The organism is Rhodopseudomonas infernalis (assembly GCF_022271405.1).
GTDB lineage: Bacteria > Pseudomonadota > Alphaproteobacteria > Rhizobiales > Xanthobacteraceae > Rhodopseudomonas > Rhodopseudomonas infernalis.
In genome coordinates this window covers 88,135-110,689 of the sequence record NZ_JAJNAL010000009.1, presented here as the reverse complement: position 1 = coordinate 110,689, position 22,555 = coordinate 88,135, and the positions used below count along the sequence as shown (strand labels likewise).

21 protein-coding genes and 1 riboswitch are annotated in these 22,555 nt (G+C 66.2%); of the genes, 6 read left to right on the top strand and 15 right to left on the bottom strand.

Annotation, left to right across the window (positions count from 1 at the left end; all coding sequences use genetic code 11):
- Positions 1 to 12: 12 nt before the first annotated feature.
- The gene (locus tag LPW26_RS08765; RefSeq protein WP_238734311.1) at positions 13 to 1,413 is read left to right on the top strand and encodes an MFS transporter; all 1,401 of its coding nucleotides are present in this window, start codon (positions 13 to 15) and stop codon (positions 1,411 to 1,413) included.
- Between the two features lie 214 nt (positions 1,414 to 1,627).
- Positions 1,628 to 2,722, top strand: a complete 1,095-nt coding sequence (locus LPW26_RS08760) for a 3-deoxy-7-phosphoheptulonate synthase (RefSeq protein WP_238734309.1) — start codon at positions 1,628 to 1,630, stop codon at positions 2,720 to 2,722.
- 60 nt (positions 2,723 to 2,782) lie between these two features.
- On the opposite strand, the gene purH is transcribed toward LPW26_RS08760, so the two are convergent.
- From purH to LPW26_RS08740, 4 genes are all read right to left on the bottom strand, one after another.
- Positions 2,783 to 4,375 carry a bifunctional phosphoribosylaminoimidazolecarboxamide formyltransferase/IMP cyclohydrolase gene (purH, locus tag LPW26_RS08755; protein ID WP_238734307.1) on the bottom strand — a complete coding sequence of 531 codons (1,593 nt, stop codon included), beginning with the start codon at positions 4,373 to 4,375 and terminating at the stop codon, positions 2,783 to 2,785.
- Positions 4,376 to 4,399: 24 nt separating this feature from the next.
- A riboswitch (ZMP/ZTP riboswitch) is annotated at positions 4,400 to 4,481 on the bottom strand.
- 91 nt (positions 4,482 to 4,572) lie between these two features.
- Positions 4,573 to 5,742, bottom strand: a complete 1,170-nt coding sequence (locus LPW26_RS08750) for a GAF domain-containing sensor histidine kinase (protein WP_238734306.1) — start codon at positions 5,740 to 5,742, stop codon at positions 4,573 to 4,575.
- Between the two features lie 79 nt (positions 5,743 to 5,821).
- Positions 5,822 to 7,576, bottom strand: coding sequence for a heparinase II/III family protein (locus LPW26_RS08745; RefSeq protein WP_238734305.1), 1,755 nt, complete (start codon positions 7,574 to 7,576; stop codon positions 5,822 to 5,824).
- Positions 7,577 to 7,897: 321 nt separating this feature from the next.
- Positions 7,898 to 9,250 carry an RsmB/NOP family class I SAM-dependent RNA methyltransferase gene (locus LPW26_RS08740; RefSeq protein ID WP_238734304.1) on the bottom strand — a complete coding sequence of 451 codons (1,353 nt, stop codon included), beginning with the start codon at positions 9,248 to 9,250 and terminating at the stop codon, positions 7,898 to 7,900.
- A gap of 162 nt (positions 9,251 to 9,412) precedes the next feature.
- On the opposite strand from LPW26_RS08740, the gene LPW26_RS08735 reads away from it, so the two are divergent.
- The 3 genes from LPW26_RS08735 to LPW26_RS08725 all read left to right on the top strand — a co-directional run bounded on the left by LPW26_RS08735 (position 9,413) and on the right by LPW26_RS08725 (position 11,121).
- Positions 9,413 to 9,625 carry a DUF1674 domain-containing protein gene (locus LPW26_RS08735; protein WP_238734303.1) on the top strand — a complete coding sequence of 71 codons (213 nt, stop codon included), beginning with the start codon at positions 9,413 to 9,415 and terminating at the stop codon, positions 9,623 to 9,625.
- A gap of 231 nt (positions 9,626 to 9,856) precedes the next feature.
- Complete coding sequence (locus LPW26_RS08730; protein WP_238734302.1) at positions 9,857 to 10,495, top strand: Abi family protein; 639 nt, start codon at positions 9,857 to 9,859, stop codon at positions 10,493 to 10,495.
- Positions 10,496 to 10,620: 125 nt separating this feature from the next.
- The gene (locus LPW26_RS08725) at positions 10,621 to 11,121 is read left to right on the top strand and encodes a thermonuclease family protein (protein ID WP_406677255.1); all 501 of its coding nucleotides are present in this window, start codon (positions 10,621 to 10,623) and stop codon (positions 11,119 to 11,121) included.
- 278 nt (positions 11,122 to 11,399) lie between these two features.
- Here the strand turns inward: LPW26_RS08725 and LPW26_RS08720 are convergent, their stop codons facing one another.
- From LPW26_RS08720 to LPW26_RS08670, 11 genes are all read right to left on the bottom strand, one after another.
- Positions 11,400 to 12,710, bottom strand: a complete 1,311-nt coding sequence (locus LPW26_RS08720) for an MFS transporter (protein ID WP_406677272.1) — start codon at positions 12,708 to 12,710, stop codon at positions 11,400 to 11,402.
- Between the two features lie 88 nt (positions 12,711 to 12,798).
- Positions 12,799 to 13,749, bottom strand: a complete 951-nt coding sequence (locus LPW26_RS08715) for a PDR/VanB family oxidoreductase (protein ID WP_238734299.1) — start codon at positions 13,747 to 13,749, stop codon at positions 12,799 to 12,801.
- A 7-nt stretch (positions 13,750 to 13,756) separates the two neighbouring features.
- Positions 13,757 to 14,251 carry an MOSC domain-containing protein gene (locus tag LPW26_RS08710; RefSeq protein WP_238734297.1) on the bottom strand — a complete coding sequence of 165 codons (495 nt, stop codon included), beginning with the start codon at positions 14,249 to 14,251 and terminating at the stop codon, positions 13,757 to 13,759.
- A 10-nt stretch (positions 14,252 to 14,261) separates the two neighbouring features.
- Entirely contained in the window at positions 14,262 to 14,648 is a 387-nt protein-coding gene (locus tag LPW26_RS08705; protein ID WP_238734295.1) for a Rid family detoxifying hydrolase, read from the bottom strand.
- A gap of 64 nt (positions 14,649 to 14,712) precedes the next feature.
- The gene (locus LPW26_RS08700) at positions 14,713 to 15,324 is read right to left on the bottom strand and encodes a helix-turn-helix domain-containing protein (RefSeq protein WP_238734293.1); all 612 of its coding nucleotides are present in this window, start codon (positions 15,322 to 15,324) and stop codon (positions 14,713 to 14,715) included.
- A 134-nt stretch (positions 15,325 to 15,458) separates the two neighbouring features.
- Positions 15,459 to 16,796 (bottom strand): argininosuccinate synthase, encoded by a 1,338-nt coding sequence (gene argG / locus LPW26_RS08695; RefSeq protein ID WP_238734291.1) that lies wholly within the window; start codon positions 16,794 to 16,796, stop codon positions 15,459 to 15,461.
- Positions 16,797 to 16,879: 83 nt separating this feature from the next.
- Positions 16,880 to 17,659 carry a phosphatase PAP2 family protein gene (locus LPW26_RS08690; protein ID WP_238734289.1) on the bottom strand — a complete coding sequence of 260 codons (780 nt, stop codon included), beginning with the start codon at positions 17,657 to 17,659 and terminating at the stop codon, positions 16,880 to 16,882.
- A 47-nt stretch (positions 17,660 to 17,706) separates the two neighbouring features.
- Positions 17,707 to 18,222 (bottom strand): hypothetical protein, encoded by a 516-nt coding sequence (locus LPW26_RS08685; RefSeq protein ID WP_238734286.1) that lies wholly within the window; start codon positions 18,220 to 18,222, stop codon positions 17,707 to 17,709.
- 82 nt (positions 18,223 to 18,304) lie between these two features.
- A complete protein-coding gene (gene rlmN / locus LPW26_RS08680; RefSeq protein ID WP_238734284.1) occupies positions 18,305 to 19,495 on the bottom strand; it encodes a 23S rRNA (adenine(2503)-C(2))-methyltransferase RlmN in 1,191 nt (396 codons plus the stop codon).
- A 247-nt stretch (positions 19,496 to 19,742) separates the two neighbouring features.
- A complete protein-coding gene (locus tag LPW26_RS08675) occupies positions 19,743 to 20,324 on the bottom strand; it encodes an invasion associated locus B family protein (protein ID WP_238734283.1) in 582 nt (193 codons plus the stop codon).
- A 155-nt stretch (positions 20,325 to 20,479) separates the two neighbouring features.
- The gene (locus LPW26_RS08670; protein ID WP_238734282.1) at positions 20,480 to 21,316 is read right to left on the bottom strand and encodes an SDR family oxidoreductase; all 837 of its coding nucleotides are present in this window, start codon (positions 21,314 to 21,316) and stop codon (positions 20,480 to 20,482) included.
- A 227-nt stretch (positions 21,317 to 21,543) separates the two neighbouring features.
- On the opposite strand from LPW26_RS08670, the gene LPW26_RS08665 reads away from it, so the two are divergent.
- A complete protein-coding gene (locus tag LPW26_RS08665) occupies positions 21,544 to 22,518 on the top strand; it encodes an NADPH:quinone oxidoreductase family protein (protein WP_238734281.1) in 975 nt (324 codons plus the stop codon).
- Positions 22,519 to 22,555 lie beyond the last annotated feature (37 nt).

Sequence of the window (22,555 nt, the reverse complement as noted above, 5' to 3'; positions counted from 1 at the left end):
GAACGGAACAAGATGGCGTCATCGATCGTCGCGGAGAGTGCACCGGACACTGCGCCGCGAACCTATCCGTCGCGCCCCGCGGTGCTCGGCTGGATCTTGTTCGACTGGGCGGCGCAGCCTTACTTCACGCTGATCACCACCTTCATCTTCGCGCCCTATTTCGTCACTTACGTCGCGCCCGATCCGGCCACCGGACAATCCTGGTGGGGCTTCGCCACCGCGGCGAGCGGCTTCCTGATCGCGCTGGCGTCGCCGGTGCTCGGCGCGGTGGCGGATGCCAGCGGCCGGCGCAAGCCGTGGATCGCGCTGTTTGGCGCGATGCTGGTGATCGGCTCGTGCCTGATGTGGTTCGGCCGGCCGAGCGATCCGCATATCATCCTGCCGCTGCTGATCGCCTATGCGCTCGCCACCGTCGGGGTCGAGTTCGCCACCGTGTTCAACAACGCGATGATGCCGAATCTCGTCCCGCCCGAGAAGATCGGCCGCTTATCAGGCACCGGCTGGGCGACCGGCTATATCGGCGGCATCCTGTCGCTCATTCTGGTGCTCGGCTTTCTCGCCGCCAGCCCCGACACCGGCAAGACGCTGCTCGGTGTCACGCCGCTGTTCGGGCTCGATCCGGCGATGCACGAAGGCGACCGCATCAGCGGACCGCTCACCGGCATCTGGTTCGTGGTGTTCGTGCTACCGATGTTTCTGCTGACGCCGGATTTTCCGGCTAAGCTGAAAGCGCGCGCCGCGGTGCGCGAGGGCCTGCGCGAACTGCGCGAGACGCTGCGCGACCTGCCGAACCGGCGCTCGCTCGCCGCGTTCCTGCTCGCCAACATGATCTACACCGATGGCCTGGTGTCGCTATTCGCGTTCGGCGGCATCTACGCCACCGGCACGTTCGGCTGGAACACCATTCAGATCGGCAGCTTCGGCGTGATCCTGGCGATCGCCGCGACCATCGGCGCCTTCGTCGGCGGACGGCTCGACGACGCGCTCGGCTCCAAGCGGGTGATCGCCGGCTCGATGGTGCTGCTGCTGATCGCGATCGCCGGCATCCTGCTGATCGATCCGTCGCACATCGTGTTCGTCGAGGTGACGCCGCCGCAACCCGGCGCCGCGCTGTTCGCCGCACCGGCGGAGCGCGCGTACTTGTTGCTCGGCTGCCTGATCGGCATCGCCGGCGGCCCGTTGCAGGCGGCGTCGCGCACGCTCTTGATCCGGATCGCGCCGCGCGACCGCATCGCGCAGTATTTCGGCCTGTTCGCGCTGACCGGCAAGGTGACGTCGTTCATCGGCCCGCTGCTGATCGCGACAGTCACGGCAATCACCGCGAGTCAGAAGGCCGGCATGGCGGTGCTGGTGGTGTTCTTCGTCGCCGGGCTGGCGCTGCTGACCCGGGTCCGGCCTTCGGCGGACGTCTGAAACCCGGTCCGTGGACAAAGCCGCCGGCGTGGTCTATATGAGCCCGCATGATCCGTCCGACCGCCTCGTACTGGTACTTCTATTTTAGCAGCTCGCTGGCGGCGGGAGGATTTCGCGCGATCTGAAGATTGCAGCATCGAAGTCCGAAAAGCCGCCAGACCTGGCGGCTTTTTCGTTTGAGCCGGCAGGTCTCCCTCACAAGGAGCAGACTGCCGTGTTGACCACCACCGACGACCTTCGCCTGCAGAAGATCACCGAACTGAGTACGCCCGACGAAGTCATAGGCGAGATTCCGCGTACGCTGACCGCGACACGCACAGTCGCGGCGAGCCGTAGCGCGATTCACGCCATCCTGACCGGTGCCGACGACCGGCTGCTGGTCGTGGTCGGCCCCTGTTCGATTCACGATCCGGCCGCAGCCATGGACTATGCCAGCCGTCTGGCGGCGCTGCGCGAGACCCTGGCCGACCGGCTCGAGATCGTGATGCGGGTGTATTTCGAAAAGCCGCGTACCACGGTGGGCTGGAAGGGGCTGATCAACGACCCCGACCTGGACGGCAGCTTCCGGATCGACAAGGGACTGCGGCTCGCGCGTCAGGTACTTGCGGCCGTGAACAATCTCGGCCTGCCGGCCGCGACCGAATTCCTCGACCTGATCACGCCGCAATACATCGCGGATCTGGTCGCCTGGGGAGCGATCGGCGCCCGCACCACCGAGAGCCAGATTCACCGCGAGCTGGCGTCGGGCCTGTCGTGCCCGATCGGCTTCAAGAACGGCACCGACGGCAACGTCCGGATCGCCGCGGAGGCGGTGAAGTCCGCGGCGCAGCCGCATCATTTCATGGCGGTGACCAAGCGCGGCCGCAACGCCATCGCGGCCACCACCGGCAACAGCGACTGCCACGTCATCCTGCGCGGCGGCGTGACGCCGAACTACGACGCCGCGAACGTCGACGCCGCCGCCGCGGTGCTCGGCAAGAACGGCCTGGCACCGCGTCTGATGATCGACGCCAGCCACGCCAACAGCAGCAAGCAGCCGGACAATCAGCCGAAGGTCACGGCCGATATCGGGCGTCAGCTCGCGGCCGGCGATGACCGCATCTGCGGCGTGATGATCGAGAGCAATCTGGTCGCCGGCCGGCAGGACGTCGTCCCGGGTCGGCCGCTGCAATATGGCCAGAGCATCACCGACGGCTGCATCGACTGGGCGACCACCGAGACGGTGCTGCACGAGCTGGCTGACGCGGTCGAAGCCCGGCGAGCGGCACGGCACACCGTGGGTAGCCGACAGCAAGGAGCTGCGGCCTGACAAGCCTGGGCGCGGGGCGGCGATTGTTCAAATCGCTGTCCCGCTGCCCGCAGCGCGTTGTCAGTGCCGGAAGTGCCGCGTGCCGGTGAATACCATGGCGATGCCGGCGTCGTCGGCGGCCTTGATCACTTCGTCGTCGCGCACCGAGCCGCCGGGCTGGATCACCGCGGTGGCGCCGGCTTCGATGCAGGCCAGCATGCCATCGGCGAACGGGAAGAACGCGTCGGAGGCGACCACCGAGCCCTTGGTCATCGGCGCGGCGAGCTTCATCACCTCGGCGGCGTCCTGCGCCTTGCGGGCCGCGATCCGCGCGGAGTCGACACGGCTCATTTGTCCGGCGCCGATGCCGACCGTGGCGAGGTCCTTGGCGTAGATGATCGTGTTCGACTTGACGTGCTTGCCGACCCGGAAGGCGAACTTCAGGTCGCGCAGTTCGGCCTCGGTGGGCTGCCGCTTGGTGACAACCTTGAGCGCCATGTCGTCCACCACCGCATTGTCGCGCGACTGCACCAACAGGCCGCCGGCGACGGTCTTGTAGGTCAGGCCCATGGCACGCGGATCGGGCAGCGCGCCCGCGAGCAGCAGCCGCAGGTTCTTCTTCGCCGCGACGATCGCGATCGCCTCGTCGGTGGCGTCCGGCGCGATGATCACTTCGGTGAAGATTTCGGTGATGGCGCGCGCCGCTTCGGCGTCGAGCGTGCGGTTGAGCGCGACGATGCCGCCGAATGCCGAGACCGAGTCACAGGCCAGCGCCTTGTGGTACGCATCGAGCAGGCTCGACCCTTCGGCGACGCCGCAGGGGTTGGCGTGCTTGACGATCACGCAGGCGGCGGTGCGCGCCGCGTCGAACTCGCCGATGCACTCGTAGGCGGCGTCGGTGTCGTTGATGTTGTTGTAGGACAGCTCCTTGCCCTGCACCTGGCGCGCCGTGGCGACGCCGGGGCGCTTCTCCGGCGTGGCGTAGAACGCCGCGGTCTGGTGCGGGTTTTCGCCGTAGCGCAGCGACTGGATCAGCCGGCCGCCGATCGCGCGGAAGTCCGGGGCGTCGGTCTTCAGCTGAAGCGCGAACCAGTTGGAGATCGCCGCATCATACGCCGCGGTGCGCGCATAGGCCTTGGCGGCGAGGCGCTTGCGCAAGCTCAGCGTGGTTGCGCCGTCGTTCGCAGCCAGCTCGTCGAGCACGGCCTGATAATCGCTGGCCTCGACCACCACCGCGACGTCGTCGTGATTCTTGGCCGCCGCACGGATCATCGCCGGGCCGCCGATGTCGATATTCTCGATGCAGTCTTCGTAGCCGGCGCCTTTGTCGACGGTGGCCTCGAACGGATAGAGGTTCACCACCAGCAGATCGATCTGCGAAATGCCGTGCGCGGCCATCGCCTGGGTGTGTTCGTCATTGTCGCGGATCGCCAGCAGGCCGCCGTGCACCTTCGGATGCAGCGTCTTGACCCGGCCGTCCATCATTTCCGGAAAGCCCGTCAGTTCGGAGACGTCCTTGACCGGGAGCCCCGCGGCCGCGATCGCCTTGGCGGTGCCGCCGGTGGAAACGAGTTCGACGCCATGGCCGGAAAGCGCACGGGCGAAATCGATCAGTCCGGTCTTGTCGGAGACGGACAGCAGGGCGCGGGTGACGCGGCGGGGAGTCGGACTCATGGGCAGGATCCTCTGGTTGAAGGAAACAAATGCCCAGGCGCGCGGCAGATCAATTTCGCGCTTCCCGATGGTGCTCCATCCTTGGTCGCCAGTCGCGCGAAACGCCGTCTCGTTAGCAGTTTTCACAGGTCGCCACAACGGCGACCAAGGTCGCTGGCGGCGCAGATCGGGCCTGCGCGGGACGCGGACGACCGGCTTCAGCGCACCGGCATGCTGAAGACGAAGCGGGTTTCCTGCGGGGTCGAGCTCGCCGAGAGTGTGCCGCCATGGGCGCGGGCGATCTCCGAGGCGATGTACAGGCCGAGACCCAGCCCCTGCTTGGCGGGTTCGATCTCGCCGCGATAAAATGGCTGAAACAGCCGCGTCAGCGCCGGCGCCGGGATCGGTTCGCCGGCATTGCTGACCGACAGTTCGAAGATTTGGGCGTCGGAGCGGGCGACGACCCGCACCGGCTGATCCGGCGCGCCATAGGCCACCGCGTTGGCGAGCAGGTTGGACAGCAGCTGCGCGATCCGGCCGGCGTCGCAGCTCACCGGCACGGCGAGATCGGCATGCAGCTCGATCGCGCGATCGGGCGCGGTCGTCCGCTGTTCCGACACCACCTGCTCGACCAGCGGCAGCAGCGGCTGCGCCGATCTGCTCCGCAGCGACAGCCCGTCGCCGAGCCGGCCGCGCGCGAAATCCATCACGTCGTCGATCAGCCCGGACATCCGCGCCACAGCGTTGCGCATCAGTCCGAGCACTTCCGGGGCACGCTCCGGCGCCTTGGTCAGCACGCGCGTGCCGGCGCTGATCGCCGCCAGCGGATTGCGCAAATCGTGGCCGAGCACCGCGATGAACTGCTCGCGCAGCTCGGCGGTCTGGCGTGCATCGAGCAGATGCGCCTCCGAGGCCTGCAGGCGCTCGAACGCATCCAGATGGGTCCCGATCAATTCGGCGAACAGCTTGAAGGTGATGGTGGTTTCCGGCGTGTTGAGACGGGCCGGCCGCGGATCGATGGCGCACAGCGTGCCGAACATCTCGCCGTTCGCCCGCATGATCGGCACCGAGATATAGCTCTGAAAGCCGTATTGGGCCGGCGTATGATGGTTGCGGAACACGATGTCTTCGGCGACGTGGTCGATCACAACCGCCTGCCTGTCCTGCCGGATCTCGTGGCAGATCGTGGTCTCGACCTGCAGCTCGCCGCCCGGCACCAGCCCGAACGAGATCTCGTCCCGCACCGCGCAGCACACCCACCGGCTCTCGGTCACGCGCGCGACGGCCGCAAACCCCATCCCGGTGGTGCGGCAGACGACTTCCAAGATCAGCGGGACGGCGTCGATCCGCTGCACCGCGTCGATATCGGCCTGAATGCCGTCTGCCATTGTCGCTCGCTTGCCGGCCGGAGCCCTGTCCTTTGGATCAACGGCTACCCCGGACCTTCAGGAAATGCCATCGCGAAATCTACAGCGGCAATTCCGGTTCGCGGCGGGCCGCGCGGCGGGCGCTGGTGGCTTGCGGCGAGGCGTTGGAACGAATGAAGCTCCAGCGCACGTTCGGGGCTTCGAGCGAATTCTGCCGGATCACGATCTGAGCCGAACGCCGCGGCCCGTCGTTACCGGCCAGGAACACGGTCTCCTCGAGATCGACAGTGTCGTCGGCGGCCTCGAACGTCCAGACCTCGCGATTGGGCAGCACCAGCATCACGCCCTTGGCGTCGCTGAGCCGGCTGGCTTTGACCTGCGGATGCAGATGGAAGCGCAACACGTAATCGGCCTGCGCGGCGCGGTGGCGGCCACCCTGCGCCGGCGCCAGCGTGTCCTCGCCGTCGACCCGGCTGCCGTCGTGCTTCACCATGATGACGCGCTGATGCAGCACGCCGAACCTGTCGCGATAGCCGTCGTGCGACGTCGTCAACAGCACGCCGTTCGCCACCTCTTCGCGGCGGTTCTCGACATGGTTCGGGCCGCTGACAATCGGCGCGCCCTGCAGCAGCTTCTTCATCGCCGAGCGCTCGACGAAGCCGCAGGACGAGGTGTCGTGACACACCACCGTCGAGTGCGCCGCGGTCGAGCGCGCGAAGCCGCGCCAGCTTTCGCGATTGGTGCCCGGCATGCCGCAATTGGTGACGATCCGGCACGCCCCGGAGGACAATTCGAACGACAGGCAGCCGGCATGCGCGTCCTGACTGACATTCGCCGGCGGCGGCGGGCCGACGTCGACGATTACCAGCGTCGAGCCGGCGTCGATCCGCTGATAGCCGGAATGCGGCATGCTCGACATCGGCGTGCCGTGGCTGTCGTCATAGGCCAGCAGCGTCGCCAGCAGATCCGATGGCGTCGCGCTCATGCCGTTGAACAACGCGATCGCGCCGTCGCCATGGCGGAAGAACCGCAGCATCGGCATCATCCGGTCGATCGCGTTCAGCAGCGCCGGCGGCGGAGCGATGTTTCTCGCCGCAAACGTCTGACGCAGCGGCAGGAGGTCGATCAGGAGTTCGATCAGCGCACCTGGATTGCGCGAGACGTGGCCGCCATCGGGCAGGACCTGGCGCTGCAATTCTTCGGACAGCCGCTTGGTGGCGCCGCGGATATTGCGCGCCTGGTTGGCGAGGCACAGCGCCGCGTAGCACAGCGCGATCGTCACCTGCAGCCGCGGCACGCCATCCGAGACGTCGAGCAGCGCGTAGCGTAGCGCCCGAACCTCGCGCGTCAGTCCCCGCAGATAGCGGCGATAGAACCGCCCGTCGGTGTCGGACAGCACCAGCGGCGCCTGCGACAACAGTGAGATCACCCGCCGCGCCATGACCTCCGGGCGGCGGCCCACCGGCCGGTGCCGTGCCATGTTGCCGAGCCAGTCGTCGACCAGCGAGCGGGCGTTGGCGCGGGTGATGGCGGTGTCGGCGGCGCGCAGATGGCGCAGCCAGCCGAAGCCGAACAATGCGGCTTCCCAATCGTCCGAGGGCGATTCCAGTTCGAAGATCGAGCGCCCATGGCAGGTGACGATCTTGCCGGCGAACACGAAGCGGCCCGCATAGACCTCGGCCGCACGGGTGGCGTCGGCGGTGCGCAGATCGTGCGGCGCGATGATCAGCCGATCGGTGCGGCCCGGCCACAGTCGCGTCAGCACCGCCGAACCGCCGGAGGCACGCGCCATCATGTTCCGCGCGAAGCGGCCAACGATCAGACTGGAGATTCGTCGGCGGTGGACGGCGGACACGCGTGCTAGGGCTCCCGGTTCGTGGATCGCGCCCGCCTGGCGCGACGGTCGACCAGCGGATTTCAGTTTCAGCAAGGCGTCGGCAGCCTTCGCGCGCCACGGCGCTTTCGATGCAGCCAGCTCTGAGTGAAACAGCTCTGAGGACATCTGCGCGCAAGCGGAAGGATGTTGTGAACCAAAGCAACCTCGGATTAACGAAAATTCGTTTCGAATCCTTTTAGTCCGGAATTGGCCACCGCACACCCTGCCGTTGGGCAGGGTGTGGACGGACAACTTCCGGGACTGTCGCGCCGCGCGCGCGGTATTAATTTATTGGTGGGATTACAGCGACTTCGTCAGCCGCGCCGCGTAAAAACCGTCGACCCCGGCAAGCCGCGGATCGGCGTGGGGCAAATGCGACGGCAGCGTGCGGACGTCGCCTTCCGGCGTGATGAACTCGGCGAGCCCGGCGACCTCCTCGGCCGCGACCGGAACGCGACGCATGACTGATTCGTCCGCAAGCAGCGTGGCGATCGCCTGCTCGCCCTCCTCGGGCTCCAGCGAGCAGGTGCAGTACACCAGCGTGCCGCCGGGCCGCAGCAGCGCCACCGCCTTGTGCAGCAGCCGGCTTTGCACCGCCGCCAGCGCGCCGATGTCGGCCTCCTGCTTCAGCCAGGCGACGTCGGGATGGCGGCGAATCGTGCCGGTGGAGGCGCACGGCGCGTCGACCAGCACGGCGTCGAAACTGCCGGGCGCATCGGCGCGCCATTCGGTGGCATCGGCAACGCCGGTCTCGGCCTGCAGCGACAGCCGCGTCAGATTCTCCCGCAGCCGGGCGACGCGGGCCGGCGAACGGTCGATCGCGCTGACGCGGGCCCCGGCCTGGGCGAGCTGAGCGGTCTTTCCGCCGGGCGCGGCGCAGAGGTCGGCCACCGCCTTGTCGGCGAGATCGCCGAACAGCCGCGCCGGCAGCGCCGCGGCGGCGTCCTGGACCCACCATTGGCCATCGTCAAAGCCCGGCAGCATCTTGACCGAGCCCTGCAACTGCGTCCGTACAGTGCCGGTCGGCAGCATCTCGCCGTACAAGCGGCCGGCCCAATGCTCCGGATCCGACTTCACCGTGATGTCGAGCGAAGGCTCGTGGCTGATCGCGACCGCGATCGCCCGCGCCGCTTCCTCGCCGTAATGCGCGCTCCAGCGCGCCATCAGCCATTGCGGCACATCCAGCGCCTGGCCGGAGACTTCATCGACCAGCGGCTGCCCCTCGCGGGCGCAGCGCCGCAGCACCGCATTGACGAGGCCGGTATATTTGGCTGCGCGGCGGTCGGACTGTACCAGCCGCACCGACAGATCGACGGCCGCATGATCCGGCACGTCCATCCAGAGAATTTGCGCGGCGCCGATCAACAGCGCGCTGCGCGCCCGCGGCGCATCGGTCGGCACGCCACGATCGAGCATCCGCCCCAGCAGATGTTCGAGCGTGCCGAGCCGGCGCAGGATCGTCGCCACCAGGCGCCGCATCAGCGCGCGGTCGCGATCCGCCAGCGTTTTCAGGCCGGGATGGGCGGCGGGGCCTTCGAGCTGTTCGTCGAGCGTCCGCCGCTTGCCGAGAACGCCGTCCAGAATGTCGGCGGCGATCCGACGCGCGGCGAGCCCCGGCACTTCGGATGGCTGAGCGAATCTTGGAGCAGGCATGGAGGGAGGGTATCACACTGGAGGAAGGATGCCGCGCGCGGAGCGATGCGGCGCCCGGGATCGATGGCAGGCGAATATGCCGATTCTAAGAATCCCGCCCCATACCATGTTGCGTCCGCGTGGCCCGCGCCTTAGATCGCGATGACGACGAAAGGCCGAGCCATGACCGACGCTGATCTGAAGATGCCCGCTCCCGAGCTGCCGCGCAAAGACTTGCCGGAGGCCGCCAAGCGCGCGCTGGCCGAAGCCGAAGCTCGCCGCGTCGAAGCCGCCCGCCACGCCGAAGCGCGCGCCAAAGAGTTTCAGGGCCCCAAGGGCCCCGAGCCGACCCGCTACGGCGATTGGGAAGTCAAAGGCATCGCGTCGGATTTCTGAGCTCCTGCTTTCAGCAAGTCAGGCTGGTCCGCCTGCTCCAGTCCTTCCGCGAAAGAAAATAAAAAGGGGGCCGCCATCGACGACCCCCTTCCTAAAGACTGACCCCAGGAGCTTGCCAGTTATGGCAGAGGCCGACCTGAGGTATACGGCCGCGAACTTAGCCTCTAGAAAGTTTCTGGCAAGTTAAAATTCAGGATTTTTTAAAAGTTCATAGAAGCGGCCAGCGCAGCAATGAGAACGCAAGAACTCAATGAACACCTCAAGAAGTCCATTTCGATCAAAAGGTTAGAGAAATATCTAGCAGCCGTAGGTGGCGACCTCGACAAGGCTCTCAAACTTTACGAGGAGAACATGCGATTGGCTGAGGCGTTCTACTCCCCGCTTCAGTGCCTGGAAGTATGCCTCCGAAACGCCCTCAATTCCCAAATGTGCACTGTTTTTGGAGACGACTGGCTTACCACCAACAAAGCTCCTTTGGGAGATGGAGCGAGGGTCAACATTCAAAAGGCGATAATCGAACTGCAAAGACACGGCCATAGCGCCACGCAGGACGATATCGTCGCTGAACTGAATCTTGGATTCTGGGTAGGCTTGTTAGGGCCCGCCTACGATGCAACCCTGTGGCGAATGACGCTGTACAAAGCATTTAATGCATCAGGAGGGCAGAAACGGTCAGTGGTTCATGGACGCTTCAACGCACTACGGCGGTTTAGGAACAGAGTAGCCCATCACGAACCGATTTTTCAAAAACCGCTAGAACAACTTCATACCGAGATCATCGGAGCAATCGGATGGATGTGCCGTCACACATCATCCTGGGCACTTTACCATAGTCGGTTCGAAATAGTTTCCACTACGGCTACGGATTGATCGCTCTTCAGTTTCCCAACTAATCGGGATCTAAAGCTTACCGCATGTTGCAAGCTTCACGTCGCAGGTCTACGCGAGCTTCGCGATCATTAGGACGAAGCAAGTATCGGGCGATTCTGCCGTGGGTGTTCGTGCTCGGTATCGCGGCCGGCACCATGCTGCCGGCGCGGCACTGGATCCACTGGCCGTGGACCAAGCCGCCTGTCTCGCAGGCCAACCCGCAAGACAGCGAGACGGTGTGGCGGCGCGCCGGCAATCCCACCGTCCGGCATCCGGTCGACGTGCTGTACACGATCGACGGCGACACCTTCGAGGCGCGGGTGCATCTGTTGCCCGGCCACGACCTCGTCACCCGCATCCGGCTGCGCGGCATCGACGCGCCGGAGCTGAAGGCGCAATGCGCCAAGGAACTGCAACTCGCCGAAGCCGCCACCGACGCGCTGCGCAATCTGCTGCGCCAGGGCGAGGTCGCGATCTACAACATCGGCCCCGACAAATACGAAGGCCGCGTCGTCGCCGACGTCGCGACGAAGCGCACGCCGAACGTGTCGGCGGCCCTGCTCGAAGCCGGCCACGCGCGAGCTTATGGCGGCGGCCATCGGGATCGCTGGTGCGGCAGCAAGTAAGCGCCGACGGTGTCACGGGCGATGACGACGGGGATGGGTGCGCACAGCACGTAGGGTGGGCAAAGCGAAGCGTGCCCACCATTAGCTCGCATCACACCCGCGTGGGCACGGCGCTTCGCGCCTTTGCCCACCCTACGGATCTACACCACGTCATCGTCCGGATCGACCGGGCGACCCAGTATCGCAGAGCGTGACCACTAAGTAATAATTACTCCTCGACACTGCATCACCCGCTTTCGTGGGTGATGCAGTGATGATGGACACCGAACAGGGCGGCCTCAGTCGATCTTCTTGCCGGCGGTCTCGGGCGCCGCGAAGGTCGCCGTGATGGTGATCAGCGCCAGCACGATCAGATACACCGAGATCGGCCAGGTCGCGCCGCTCCAGGCCAGCAGGCTCGCCGCGATGATCGGCGTAAAGCCGCCGCTGAGCGCGGCGCCGACCTGGAAGCCCAGCGACGCGCCACTGTAGCGCAGCCGGGCATCGAACAGCTCCGACATCCAGGCGGCGCCGATCGCGAACATGATGCCCTGGCCGAGGCTGAGCGCGATCGCCACCGTGATGGCGATGATGGTCGGATTGGCGGTGTCGAACAGCCAGAACAGCGGGAACGCGAACGCGATCGAGAACGTGCAGGCGGCAAAGAACATGATCCGCCGGCCGTAGCGATCGGCCATCCAGCCGAACAGCGGGATCGTGAACAGCTCGATGAAGGCGGCGATCATCAGACCGTTCAGGATCGTGCTCCGCGGCAGCCCGAGCTTGACGGTGACGTAGGAGATCGAGAACACCGTCACCACGCTGACGTAGGCGATCTCCGAAACCTTGAGGCCGACCGCCGTCAGGAAGGTCCGCGGATGCTGGGTGAGGATTTCCATCACCGGCAGCCTGGCCACGACGTTCTGCTTGCGCACCCGCTGGAACGCGGGCGTTTCGTGGAGGCGCAGGCGGATGAACAGCCCCACCGCGACAAGGATCGCGCTCGCCCAGAACGGCACGCGCCAGCCCCAGCTCAGAAATTCCTTCTCGGGCAACTGGGTCGCGAGCGCGAACACGCCGATCGATGCGATCACGCCGAGCGGATAGCCGAGCTGGACGATGCTGCCGAAGAAGCCGCGCCGTTTGTCGGGCACGCTCTCAACCACCATCAGCACCGCGCCGCCCCATTCGCCACCGATGCCGAGGCCCTGCACGAGTCGCAGCGCAACCAGCAGGATCGGCGCCAGGATGCCGATCTGATCATAGGTCGGCAGGCAGCCGATCAGGAAGGTGCCGACCCCCATGATGAGGATGGTCATCGACAGCATCGCCTTGCGGCCGAGCTTGTCGCCGAAATGGCCGAAGATCGCGCCGCCGAGCGGCCGGGCCAGGAACCCCACCGCGTAGGAGCCGAACGCCGCAATGGTCCCGACCACCGGGTCGAAGCTCGGGAAGAACAGCTTGTTGAACACCAGCGCGGCCGCGGTGCCGTAGATCAGGAAGTCGTACCACTCGACGGTGGTGCCGATGACGCTGGACCAGACGACCTTGCGTCGCTCGGCTGCGGACAGTGAGTTGGGTTCGGCCAGTGCCTCGGTATCGGCCGGCATCGCTGTGATCGACATCGCTTGCTGCACTCCATTTTGGTGGAAGAAATTCCATCAAAATGGAAAGCAAGCAGCATGCCAATCGTTCGCATCAGAGGTCGAGCGTCACCCCGACCCGGGCCCGGGACACGCAGGGCGTCATTTTCTCCTGCCGATCGGCCAAAGACAGCACGCTGTCGCGGTGAATCACGATGCCGTCGCGATAGCCGCAGATGCAGGCGCCGCACACGCCAAGCTCACAGGAGGACGGCATGATGAATCCATTGGCACGCAGCACATCGAGTGCCGAACGATCAGCCGGCACGCGTAGCGTCCGGCCGCTGGACGCGATGGTGATGTCGAACGGCTCGGGCTTGAAGTTCTCGTCGAGCGTCGCCTGAAATGCCTCGGTGTGGCGACGCTGCGTGGGCCATTGCGCCGCATCGGCCGCGGCGATGAGCGCGCCGGTCAGCCGCGGCGGGCCGCAGAAGTACAACTGCGCATCCGGCGCTGCACCGATCGAGGCGATGATCGTATCGACGTTGCCCGGGACTTCATCACTGAAGTAAGCCTTCAGCCTGTCGCCGAGGCTGTGCTGCAGATCGGTCAGCAGCGGCGCGTGGCTGCGGCTGCGCGCGAAGAAGTGTAGTTCGAAATCGTCGCCCCGCTCCGCCGCGTCCCGCGCCAGCGCCGCCATCGGCGTGACGCCGATGCCGCCCGCCACGAACACGTGCCGGCTGCCTTGCTTCAGGGCGAAGTTGTTACGCGGCGCCGAGCAATTCACCGCGTCGCCGACCGCGACATGGTCGTGAATCCAGCTCGATCCGCCGCGGCCATCCGGCGCGCGCTTGACGGCGATGCGATAGTGGCTGCGGTCGCGCGGATCGCCGCATAGCGAGTATTGCCGGATCTTGCCGTCCGGCAGATGCAGATCGACATGGGCGCCGCCCGTCCATGCCGGCAATTCGGGCCGCCGCGGATGACGCAGCGTCAGCACCACGACATCGGGCGTCTCCTCGGTGCGCGCGGTCACCTGGAGCTTCATGATCATCCGTGCGGTCATGACGGCCTCAATCGTCCAGCGGCTCGATCGGGTCGCCGGGCCTGATGACGCCGCCGACTTCGATCCAGCAATTGAGCCCCGACCGGTTGTAGAGCGGCAGGTAGACCGGCTCGCCCAGCAGTTCCTCGAGATATTTGCAGGGGAAGTTCAGCCGGCCGCCGCGCAGCACGGTTTCGCCGACCCGGAAGCGCTTGCCGACCAGGTGATTGAGCGGCACCCCCCGGGTGGTCAGGTTGCGGCGATGATCGATCGGGTCGAGCTTGATCGGGCCGCTCTGCAGCGGCGGATCGTTGCTGGCGAGCGCCTCGATCGCCTCGATCTCGATCAGCGTCACCTCGCGAATGTCGGGCTTCGGCGAATAGGTGCCGGTCCCGAGAAAATAACGATCCCCCTCGATGCCCTTCCCGGGCACCAGCCGCGCCTCCTGGCGCTCCTCCATTTCGTAGGAGGCCGCCGGCGCGGTGTGAATGTGCAGAAGGACGCCGCCTTTCCAGTCCGTCATCGCCGCCGCCTCAGGCCTGGTCCACCAGGGCGATGCACTCGATCTCGACCAGCACGTCGCGCGGCAGCCGGGCGACTTCGATCGTCGAGCGCGCCGGCAGCGAGCCGCCGAAGGTTTCCGCATAGATCGCGTTCATGGCCGCGAAGTCGTTCATATTCTTCAGGAAAACCGTGGTCTTGACGACGCTCGCCGGGGACGCGCCGGCGGCCGCCAGAACCGCCGCCACATTGGCCAGCGACTGCCGGGTCTGCGCCTCGACGCCGTCCGGCACTTTGCCGGCGAGATCCACCGGCAGCTGGCCCGCGACGAACACCAGACCGGCGCCGGAAATCGCCTGGGAATACGGACCGGCGGCCGGCGGCGCCTCGGGGGTGCGGATGATGGTGCGCGTGGTCATGGCTTCGCTCCTCTGGGAAAGGAGCGAATATTGGAATAATTTCTAATCTAGTGGAAGTCTGAAATTACCGCAGGCTGGAGCTGTTGATGATCAAAAAATACTCACACTCGGAATCGTCCGGATTGGTGAACTGGTGGGCCTCCTGGGCCTGGAAATAGATCGCGTCGCCGGTGTTCAGCATCACCCGCCGGGCGCCGAGCCGGACTTCGAGCCGGCCCTTGAGCATGTAGATGTATTCCTCAACGCCGTGGCGGTGGCCGACGAATTCGCCGGTGGTGCCGCGCGGCGGCACGGTGTTGAGCACCCAGTCCACACCGCGGCCGGGCAGCACCGGCGAGATGCAGCGGCGCTGATAGCCGGAGGTGGCGTCGCTCAGGATCGGCTGGCGATCGGCCGGGATCACGATGATCTCGCTCTCCACCGGATGCGCCATCAGCTGCGAGAACGTGGTGCCGAGCGCCTCAGCCAGCCGCGATAATGTGCTGGTCGACGGCACCGTCTCGCCGCGCTCGACCTTCGAGATCATCGATCGGCTGACGCCCGACAGCGTGCTCAGCGCCTCGAGCGACAACTGCTTGGCCTTGCGGTGACGGCGCAGCTCCTCAGCCAGAACCCGAAGCTGTTCGGAGACGCCTTCCTCGATGTCCACCCGCTCTGACAGCACGTCGCGATTCACAGCTGTGTCTCTCTTGCCGTCGTCGTTCGTAGGGTGGGTTAGCGCGCAGCGCGTAACCCACCGACTTACTTCCTCGCCGCGAAAGCTGGTGGGTTACGACGCAACAGCGCCTAACCCACCCTACGGCGTTGCGCTCAGCCCTTGTCGCTTTCCAGCTTCGGGATGTGGTGGCCCTCGCCGGCCGACAGCAGGCCGGACTTGGCGTAGAGGCCGAGCTTGGCACGGGTGTCGGCGATGTCGAGGTTGCGCATCGTCAGTTGGCCGATGCGGTCGGCCGGCGTGAACGGCGCGTCCTCGACCTTCTCCATGCTGAGCCGCTCCGGCGCATAAGTCAGGTTCGGGCTCTGCGTATTGACCAGCGAGTAGTCGTTGCCGCGGCGCAGTTCGAGCGTCACTTCACCGGTGATGGCGCGGGCGACCCAGCGCTGCGCGGTCTCGCGCAGCATCAGGGCCTGCGAGTCGAACCAGCGGCCCTGATACAACAGCCGGCCGAGCCGCATGCCGTTGATGCGATACTGCTCGATGGTGTCTTCGTTGTGGATGCCGGTGACCAGCCGCTCATAGGCGATGTGCAGCAGCGCCATGCCGGGCGCCTCGTAAATGCCGCGGCTCTTGGCCTCGATGATGCGGTTTTCGATCTGGTCGCTCATGCCGAGGCCGTGCCGGCCGCCGATGGCGTTGGCCTCGTAGAACAGCGCGACCGCGTCACTGAACGTCTTGCCGTTGAGCGCGACCGGCTGGCCTTCCTCGAACCGCACCGTGACCGCTTCGGCCTTAACGGCGCAATCCTCGCGCCAGAACGGCACGCCCATGATCGGGTTGACGATCTTGATGCCGGAATCGAGATGCTCGAGATCCTTGGCTTCGTGCGTCGCGCCGAGCAGATTGCTGTCGGTCGAGTACGCCTTCTCGGCGCTCATCTTGTAGGCGAATCCGTTGGCGGTCATGAACGCCGACATCTCGGCGCGGCCGCCGAGTTCGTCGATGAACTGCTGATCGAGCCAGGGCTTGTAGATCCGCAGGCTCGGATTGGTCAGCAGGCCGTAGCGATAGAACCGCTCGATGTCGTTGCCCTTGTAGGTCGAGCCGTCGCCCCAGATGTTGACGCCATCTTCCTTCATCGCCGACACCAGCATGGTGCCGGTGACGGCGCGGCCGAGCGGGGTCGTGTTGAAATACGCGATGCCGCCGGTCGACACATGGAAGGCGCCGGCCTGGATCGCCGCGATGCCTTCGTGGACGAGCTGGGTCCGGCAGTCGACCAGCCGGGCCTTCTCGGCGCCGAACTCCATCGCCTTGCGCGGGATGGCGTCGTAATCGGCCTCGTCGGGCTGCCCCAGGTTTGCCGTATAGGCGAACACCTTGGCGCCCTTCTGCTTCATCCACAGCAGCGCCGCGCTGGTGTCGAGCCCGCCCGAGAACGCGATACCGACATTGTCTCCTTTGGGCAGGCTCTTCAGAATCGTCGTCATGGGACTTCCAATCGGGTCAGGCGGGGGCTCGTTTGCGCTGCGCGAATATCAAACTTCGCGCCGGCGGGCACGCGTTTAATCGCCTAGACGGCCGCCGGAGCCGGTCCGACGTCGTGGCCGCGGCGCTTCTGCCGCCAGCGATACAGCGGCCAGAACGCCCTCGTCAGCGCCGCATCGACGCGTTCGTCCGTGGTGCGGCTCCAGGCCCAGCGATAGATCAGCGCGTAGAGCAGCCAGATCACCAGGAAGGTGACGAGACCCGCGATCGTCACGTCAGTGAAGAAGTGCCCGCCGAACGCCATCCGCAGCCCGCTGGTGACGGTGCCGAACACGAAGGCGGCCGCGTAGGCGTAGGGCCGGACCGAGAGCGGCGTCAGCGCCGCCGGTGCGAAGGTCCAGTAGGCGGTGGCGCCCTCGCCGGAGAAGAACGAGCAGTTCTTCGGGCAGGCGCCGCGCGGATCCCACCAAGCCTTGAACTGCCACGGCCCGTTGAACTCGGCGACTGCGGCCGGCCGTGGCCGGCCCCAATGAGTCTTGAACGTCAGATTGGTCAGGATTCCGGCCGCCAAGATGATGCTGATCAGCAGGAACGCCATGGTCCGGCCTTTGACCAGCAGCGGCTTGTCCGGCCGCACCATCTTGACCACGAAGGCGACCAGCGACGGCGCCGCAAACGCCCAGGCGATCCACATCGCCGCATCGCGCGAGAACGCCGCCAGGCCGACGGAACTCATCGGGAAGCGTTTGGTCGCGGGGTCGTAGAACAGCGCTGCCAGCTGCATGTCGAGCTCCGGATAGAGCCCGAACAGCAGGCCGATCACGGCAAACAACGCCAGTGCAATGACAAGTCCGGTCCGGTTCATGGCGCGGGTTTAGCCGAGGCGACGGGGGATGAAAAGCCGGCGCGACGCTACGCTGCAGGCGGCGGCGCGGCCGGGGGCGACGGCTGGGATCGCGCCGGGTGAGCCGCCAGCGGCGCACGCGGCCGCGGCGGGTCGCGCCACAGCCCGGCATTGCGGCCGGCGATCAGCCAGTACACCAGGCCGCCGACGATGCCGGCGCCGGTCATGATTTCGAGATGCCGCCGGACGATGCCGTCGAACCGCAGCGTGCCGGGATCGAACGGCACCAGCCCGAGATAGCAGCCGACCCCGACCAGGCCGCCGCCGATCGCATAGGCCAGCGCGCTGCGGATCGAGAACGCCTCGGTCACCAGCACCACGATCAGCGCCGGCACCAGCGCGAAACCGGACACGAAGATGAAGCCGAAACCAAGCACGATGTTCAGCGTGTCCTGATCGAGCGGCGCATCGGTGACGGCGCTCAGCTCAGGGAACAGCATCGCCCCGACCACGATGATTCCTGCGGCCAGCGAAGCGAACAGGAAGCCGAACGCGATCGCGAACAGGTGGCCGATCAGCGACATGATGCGCCTTCGCGTGCCGCCAAGACGTGGATGGCCGGGACAAGCCCACGCATGACGGCCGGGGATGAGGCCAAGCCGCTCATCAATCCGTCATCGCCATCGCGCGCAGGGCATCGCGCTCGCGGACGGACAGTTTTTCCGTCTCGGACTTGAGCTGACCACACGCCGCCAGGATATCGCGGCCGCGCGGGGTGCGGACCGGGGAGGAGTAGCCGGCGTTGAAGACGTACTCCGAGAATTTCTCGATCTGGTCCCAGTCCGAGCACTCGTATTTCGAGCCGGGCCACGGATTGAAAGGGATCAGATTGATTTTGGCCGGAATGCCTTTGAGCATCTGCACCAGCCGCCGCGCATCGTCGAGCGAATCGTTGACGCCCTTCAGCATCACGTATTCGAACGTGATGCGCCGCGCGTTCGAGGCGCCCGGATAGTCGCGGCAGGCCTGCAGCAGTTCCTTCAGCGGGTACTTGCGGTTCAGCGGCACCAGCTCGTCGCGTAGTTCGTCGCGCACCGCGTGCAGCGAGATCGCCAGCATCACGCCGATCTCGTCGCCGGTCCGCTTGATGTTCGGCACCACGCCGGAGGTCGACAGCGTCACCCGGCGCCGCGAAATGCCGATGCCTTCATTGTCGGTGACGATCAGGAGCGCGTCGCGCACTGCGTCGAAATTGTACAGGGGCTCGCCCATCCCCATCATCACGATGTTGGTGACCAGGCGGTTGCCGTTCGGCGTTTCGCGGTCGATCCAGTCATTGAGGCGGTCGCGCGCCACCATCACCTGGCCGACGATTTCGCCGGCGGTGAGGTTGCGGACCAGCCGCTGCGTGCCGGTGTGGCAGAACGAGCAGTTCAGCGTGCAGCCGACCTGGCTGGACACGCACAGCGTGCCGCGGTCGGTCTCCGGGATGTAGACGCACTCGACCTCGTGGGCCTTCTGGGCGTCGTTGCCGCTCGGCAGCCGCAGCAGCCATTTGCGGGTGCCGTCGGCGGAAATCTGCTCGGCGACCACTTCGGGCCTGTCGACTGTGAGATGCTCCGCCAGCATCGCGCGCAGATCCTTGGAGACGTTGGTCATCTCCGAAAAATCCCTGGCACCGCGCACATACATCCAGTGCCACAACTGTTGCGCCCGCATCTTGCGCTGCGGCGGCGCCACGCCGATCTCGCCGAGCTTGTCGGCGATCTCGGCTCGCGACAGCCCGACCAGCGACGGCTTGGCCGGCGGCACGTAGGTTTCGAGCGGTGTCTTTTCGAGCAGCGCGGCGCGGGTCATGGCGGTCCGGTTCAGGCGGGCCGGTCGGCCCGCAGCAAGCACAGCATCCTCGGCCTGAGCAGCGGCCGAACGCCGCGTCTCGAAGGATGAGGTCGGTCACAATCCCATGGTTCGAGACGCCCGCTGTTGCGGGCTTCTCACCATGAGGCACTGACGCGGCCATCCGCGTCTCAAAATCTTTTGTCAGATAAGGCTTTTTCGCCGTTCTGCAAAGCCGCGAATCGCGGCAGCCGGCCCGCGCCCCGGCTCAGCCGCCGCAGTTCTGCGCAACCTTGTCGAGCGCCTGGGCCAGGCCCTTCAGCGAAAACACGTCGGTGGTTGCGGTTCCCTTGGCGGAAACGCCTTTGACGGTGACCTCGCCGGACTTCCGCAGCGCCTCGACCAGCCGGTCTTCCTCGGCGGCGTTCTTGATCCAGAGGCCGTCGCCCTGCGTGTACATCGCGAACGACGCGCCGCCGACCTCCATGGTCGATTCGGACCCCGGCTTCAGCGGATAGCCGATCATCACCGAGACCTCGTTGGCCACCTTCTCGGCCGGACGGGTCGAGATGAAGGCGTAGGCCGGATCTCGCGGTCGGTTCGGCGGGGTTGTTCTGGACGACGACGGCTTGGCGAGTACGAAGCAGACCTTCTTGCCGCCCGGCGCCGCCATATAGGCGCCCCAGGAGCCGTACTGGCCGATCAGGCTCGGCTCGGCGCCCACGCTCGCGGGCTTGGCTTCCGAGCCGGATGACTTTCCCTTCGAAGCAGGAGCCGCCATCGCGGCGCTCGCCACGCCGCATCCCACCAGTCCCGCCATTGCGGCAATCAGCATTCGCCTCACGTTCATGGGCAAGTCTGGTCCCTTATCATTGTGACTGCAAAATGGCTGGCAGGCCTCGCCTCCACGCGCGATCCGGAATAACCGGGATGGCCGATTCTGGAAAGCCGCAAAAGCCTTGATCTGTCGCGGTATTCCGCATCCGACAGGTAGCTGCCGTACGCTCAGGATTTGGCGCGCGCCGCGCGGTGCGCGGCCCAGTCGGCCTCGCTCCAGGCGAGCAGATCTTCGGCGCCGGACGAGCGCAGATGGGCTCCGCCGTCCTGCACCACCATCTCGCCGGTGATGAAGCCGGCACGATCTGAAATCAGGAAGCTCGCCAGATCGGCAAGCTCGGCGTGATTGCCGACGCGGCCGACCGGCGCCCGCGACGCCGAATCGACGCTCCGCGCCTGCGGCTGCAACTGCGCGGAGGCGCCGGGCGTCGGAAAAGCGCCGGGCGCGATCGCCACGGTGCGAATCCGCTTCGGCCCCCACTCCACCGCGAGGCTCTTGGTCATCGCCAGCAGCGCCGACTTCGCCATCGCGGACGGCACCGTGAAGGCGCGGCCGGTGACGGTCGAGGTCGACAGGATGCTGAGCACCACGCCGGGACGCTCAGCTGCGATCCAGCGGCGGCCGGCGCCGAGCGTACAATACAGCGCGCCGTGCAGCGTCGGCCCCAGGATCGCATCGGCGGCGCGTGCGGACAGCTGCTCGGTCTGGGCGATGAAGGTCGCGGCCGCGTTGTTGACCAGCACGTCGACCGGCGCCTCGCGCCAGACCGCATCGAGCATCGCCTCGACCGCGTCGGCATCGCGAATATCGCAGCGATGCGTCGTGACGTTGGCGCCGCACGCGCGCAGTTCAGTGGCGACATCCTGCAGCAACTGTTCGCGCCGCCCGCACAGCACGAGCGAAGCGCCGAGCCCGGCAAACCGCCGCGCCATCGCGGCACCGAGCCCCGATCCGCCGCCGGTGATCAGGATACGCTTGCCCGCGAGCAAACCGGCTTCGAACATGACGCAACTCCCTGATTGACCGCGAGGCGGAATTATTTTGCTTAGTTGCACACTGCGTCATGCCCGGACGTGATCCGGGCATCCATCTTCTTCGAAACCGGATGGATTGACGGGTCAAGCCCGGCAATGACGGCGCAGAGACTAGCAGGGCCCGAAACCGATTGTCCCTCGCGCCCAAATCCGGCAGAACGGCACACAATCACAAACCTCGTACCCTGGGTGGATACATGAAGGCGATTCTCTGCCGGCAATACTGCGGTCCCGACGACCTCGAATACGCCGAGGTTCCTGATCCTGTGGCAGGCCCGGGCGAAGCGGTGATCGCCATCAAGGCGGCGGCGCTGAACTTTTTCGACATCCTGATGATCCAGGGCAAGTACCAGATCAAGCCGCCGTTTCCGTTCTCGCCATGTGCCGAAGTCGCCGGTGTGATCGAGAGCGTCGGTGAAGGCGTCACCGATCTGAAGCCGGGCGACCGCGTCGCGGCGTCCTGCGGCCACAACGGCGCGCGCGAAAAGATCGCGCTGCCGGCCGCGTCGATCGTCAAGATCCCCGACAATCTCGATTATGACCGCGCCGCCGGCATCTTCATCATCTACGGCACCGCGCTGCATGCGCTGGAAGACCGCGCCAGCCCGAAGCCGGGCGAGACGCTGGCCGTGCTCGGTGCCGCCGGCGGCACCGGGCTCGCCGCCTGCGAACTCGGCAAGCTGATGGGCCTCAAGGTGATCGCCTGCGCGTCGTCCGACGAAAAGCTGGAGTTCGCCAAGCAGCACGGCGCCGAGCTGGGGCTGAACTACGCGAAGGAAGACCTCAAGGAAGGCCTGAAGAAGCTGACCGGCGGCAAGGGCGTCGATATCATCTTCGATCCGGTCGGCGGCAGCTACGCCGAAGCGGCGCTGCGTTCGATCGCCTGGGAAGGCCGCTTCCTGGTAATCGGCTTTGCGGCCGGCGACATTCCGAAGATGCCGCTCAACCTCGCGCTGCTGAAGGGCTGCGACATCCGTGGCGTATTCTGGGGCGCGTGGACGCGGATCAATCCGGAGAAGAACCGCGCCAACCTCGAGAAGCTGGTGCAATGGGCCGCCGAGGGCAAGATCTCCTCGCACGTCGACCGCACCTTCCCGCTGGCGCAGACCGCCGACGCCCTGAAAGTGCTCGCCGGCCGCCAAGCCATGGGCAAGGTGATTCTGCATCCGTAAGTGATAAGTAGGGTGGGCAAAGGCGCGCAGCGCCGTG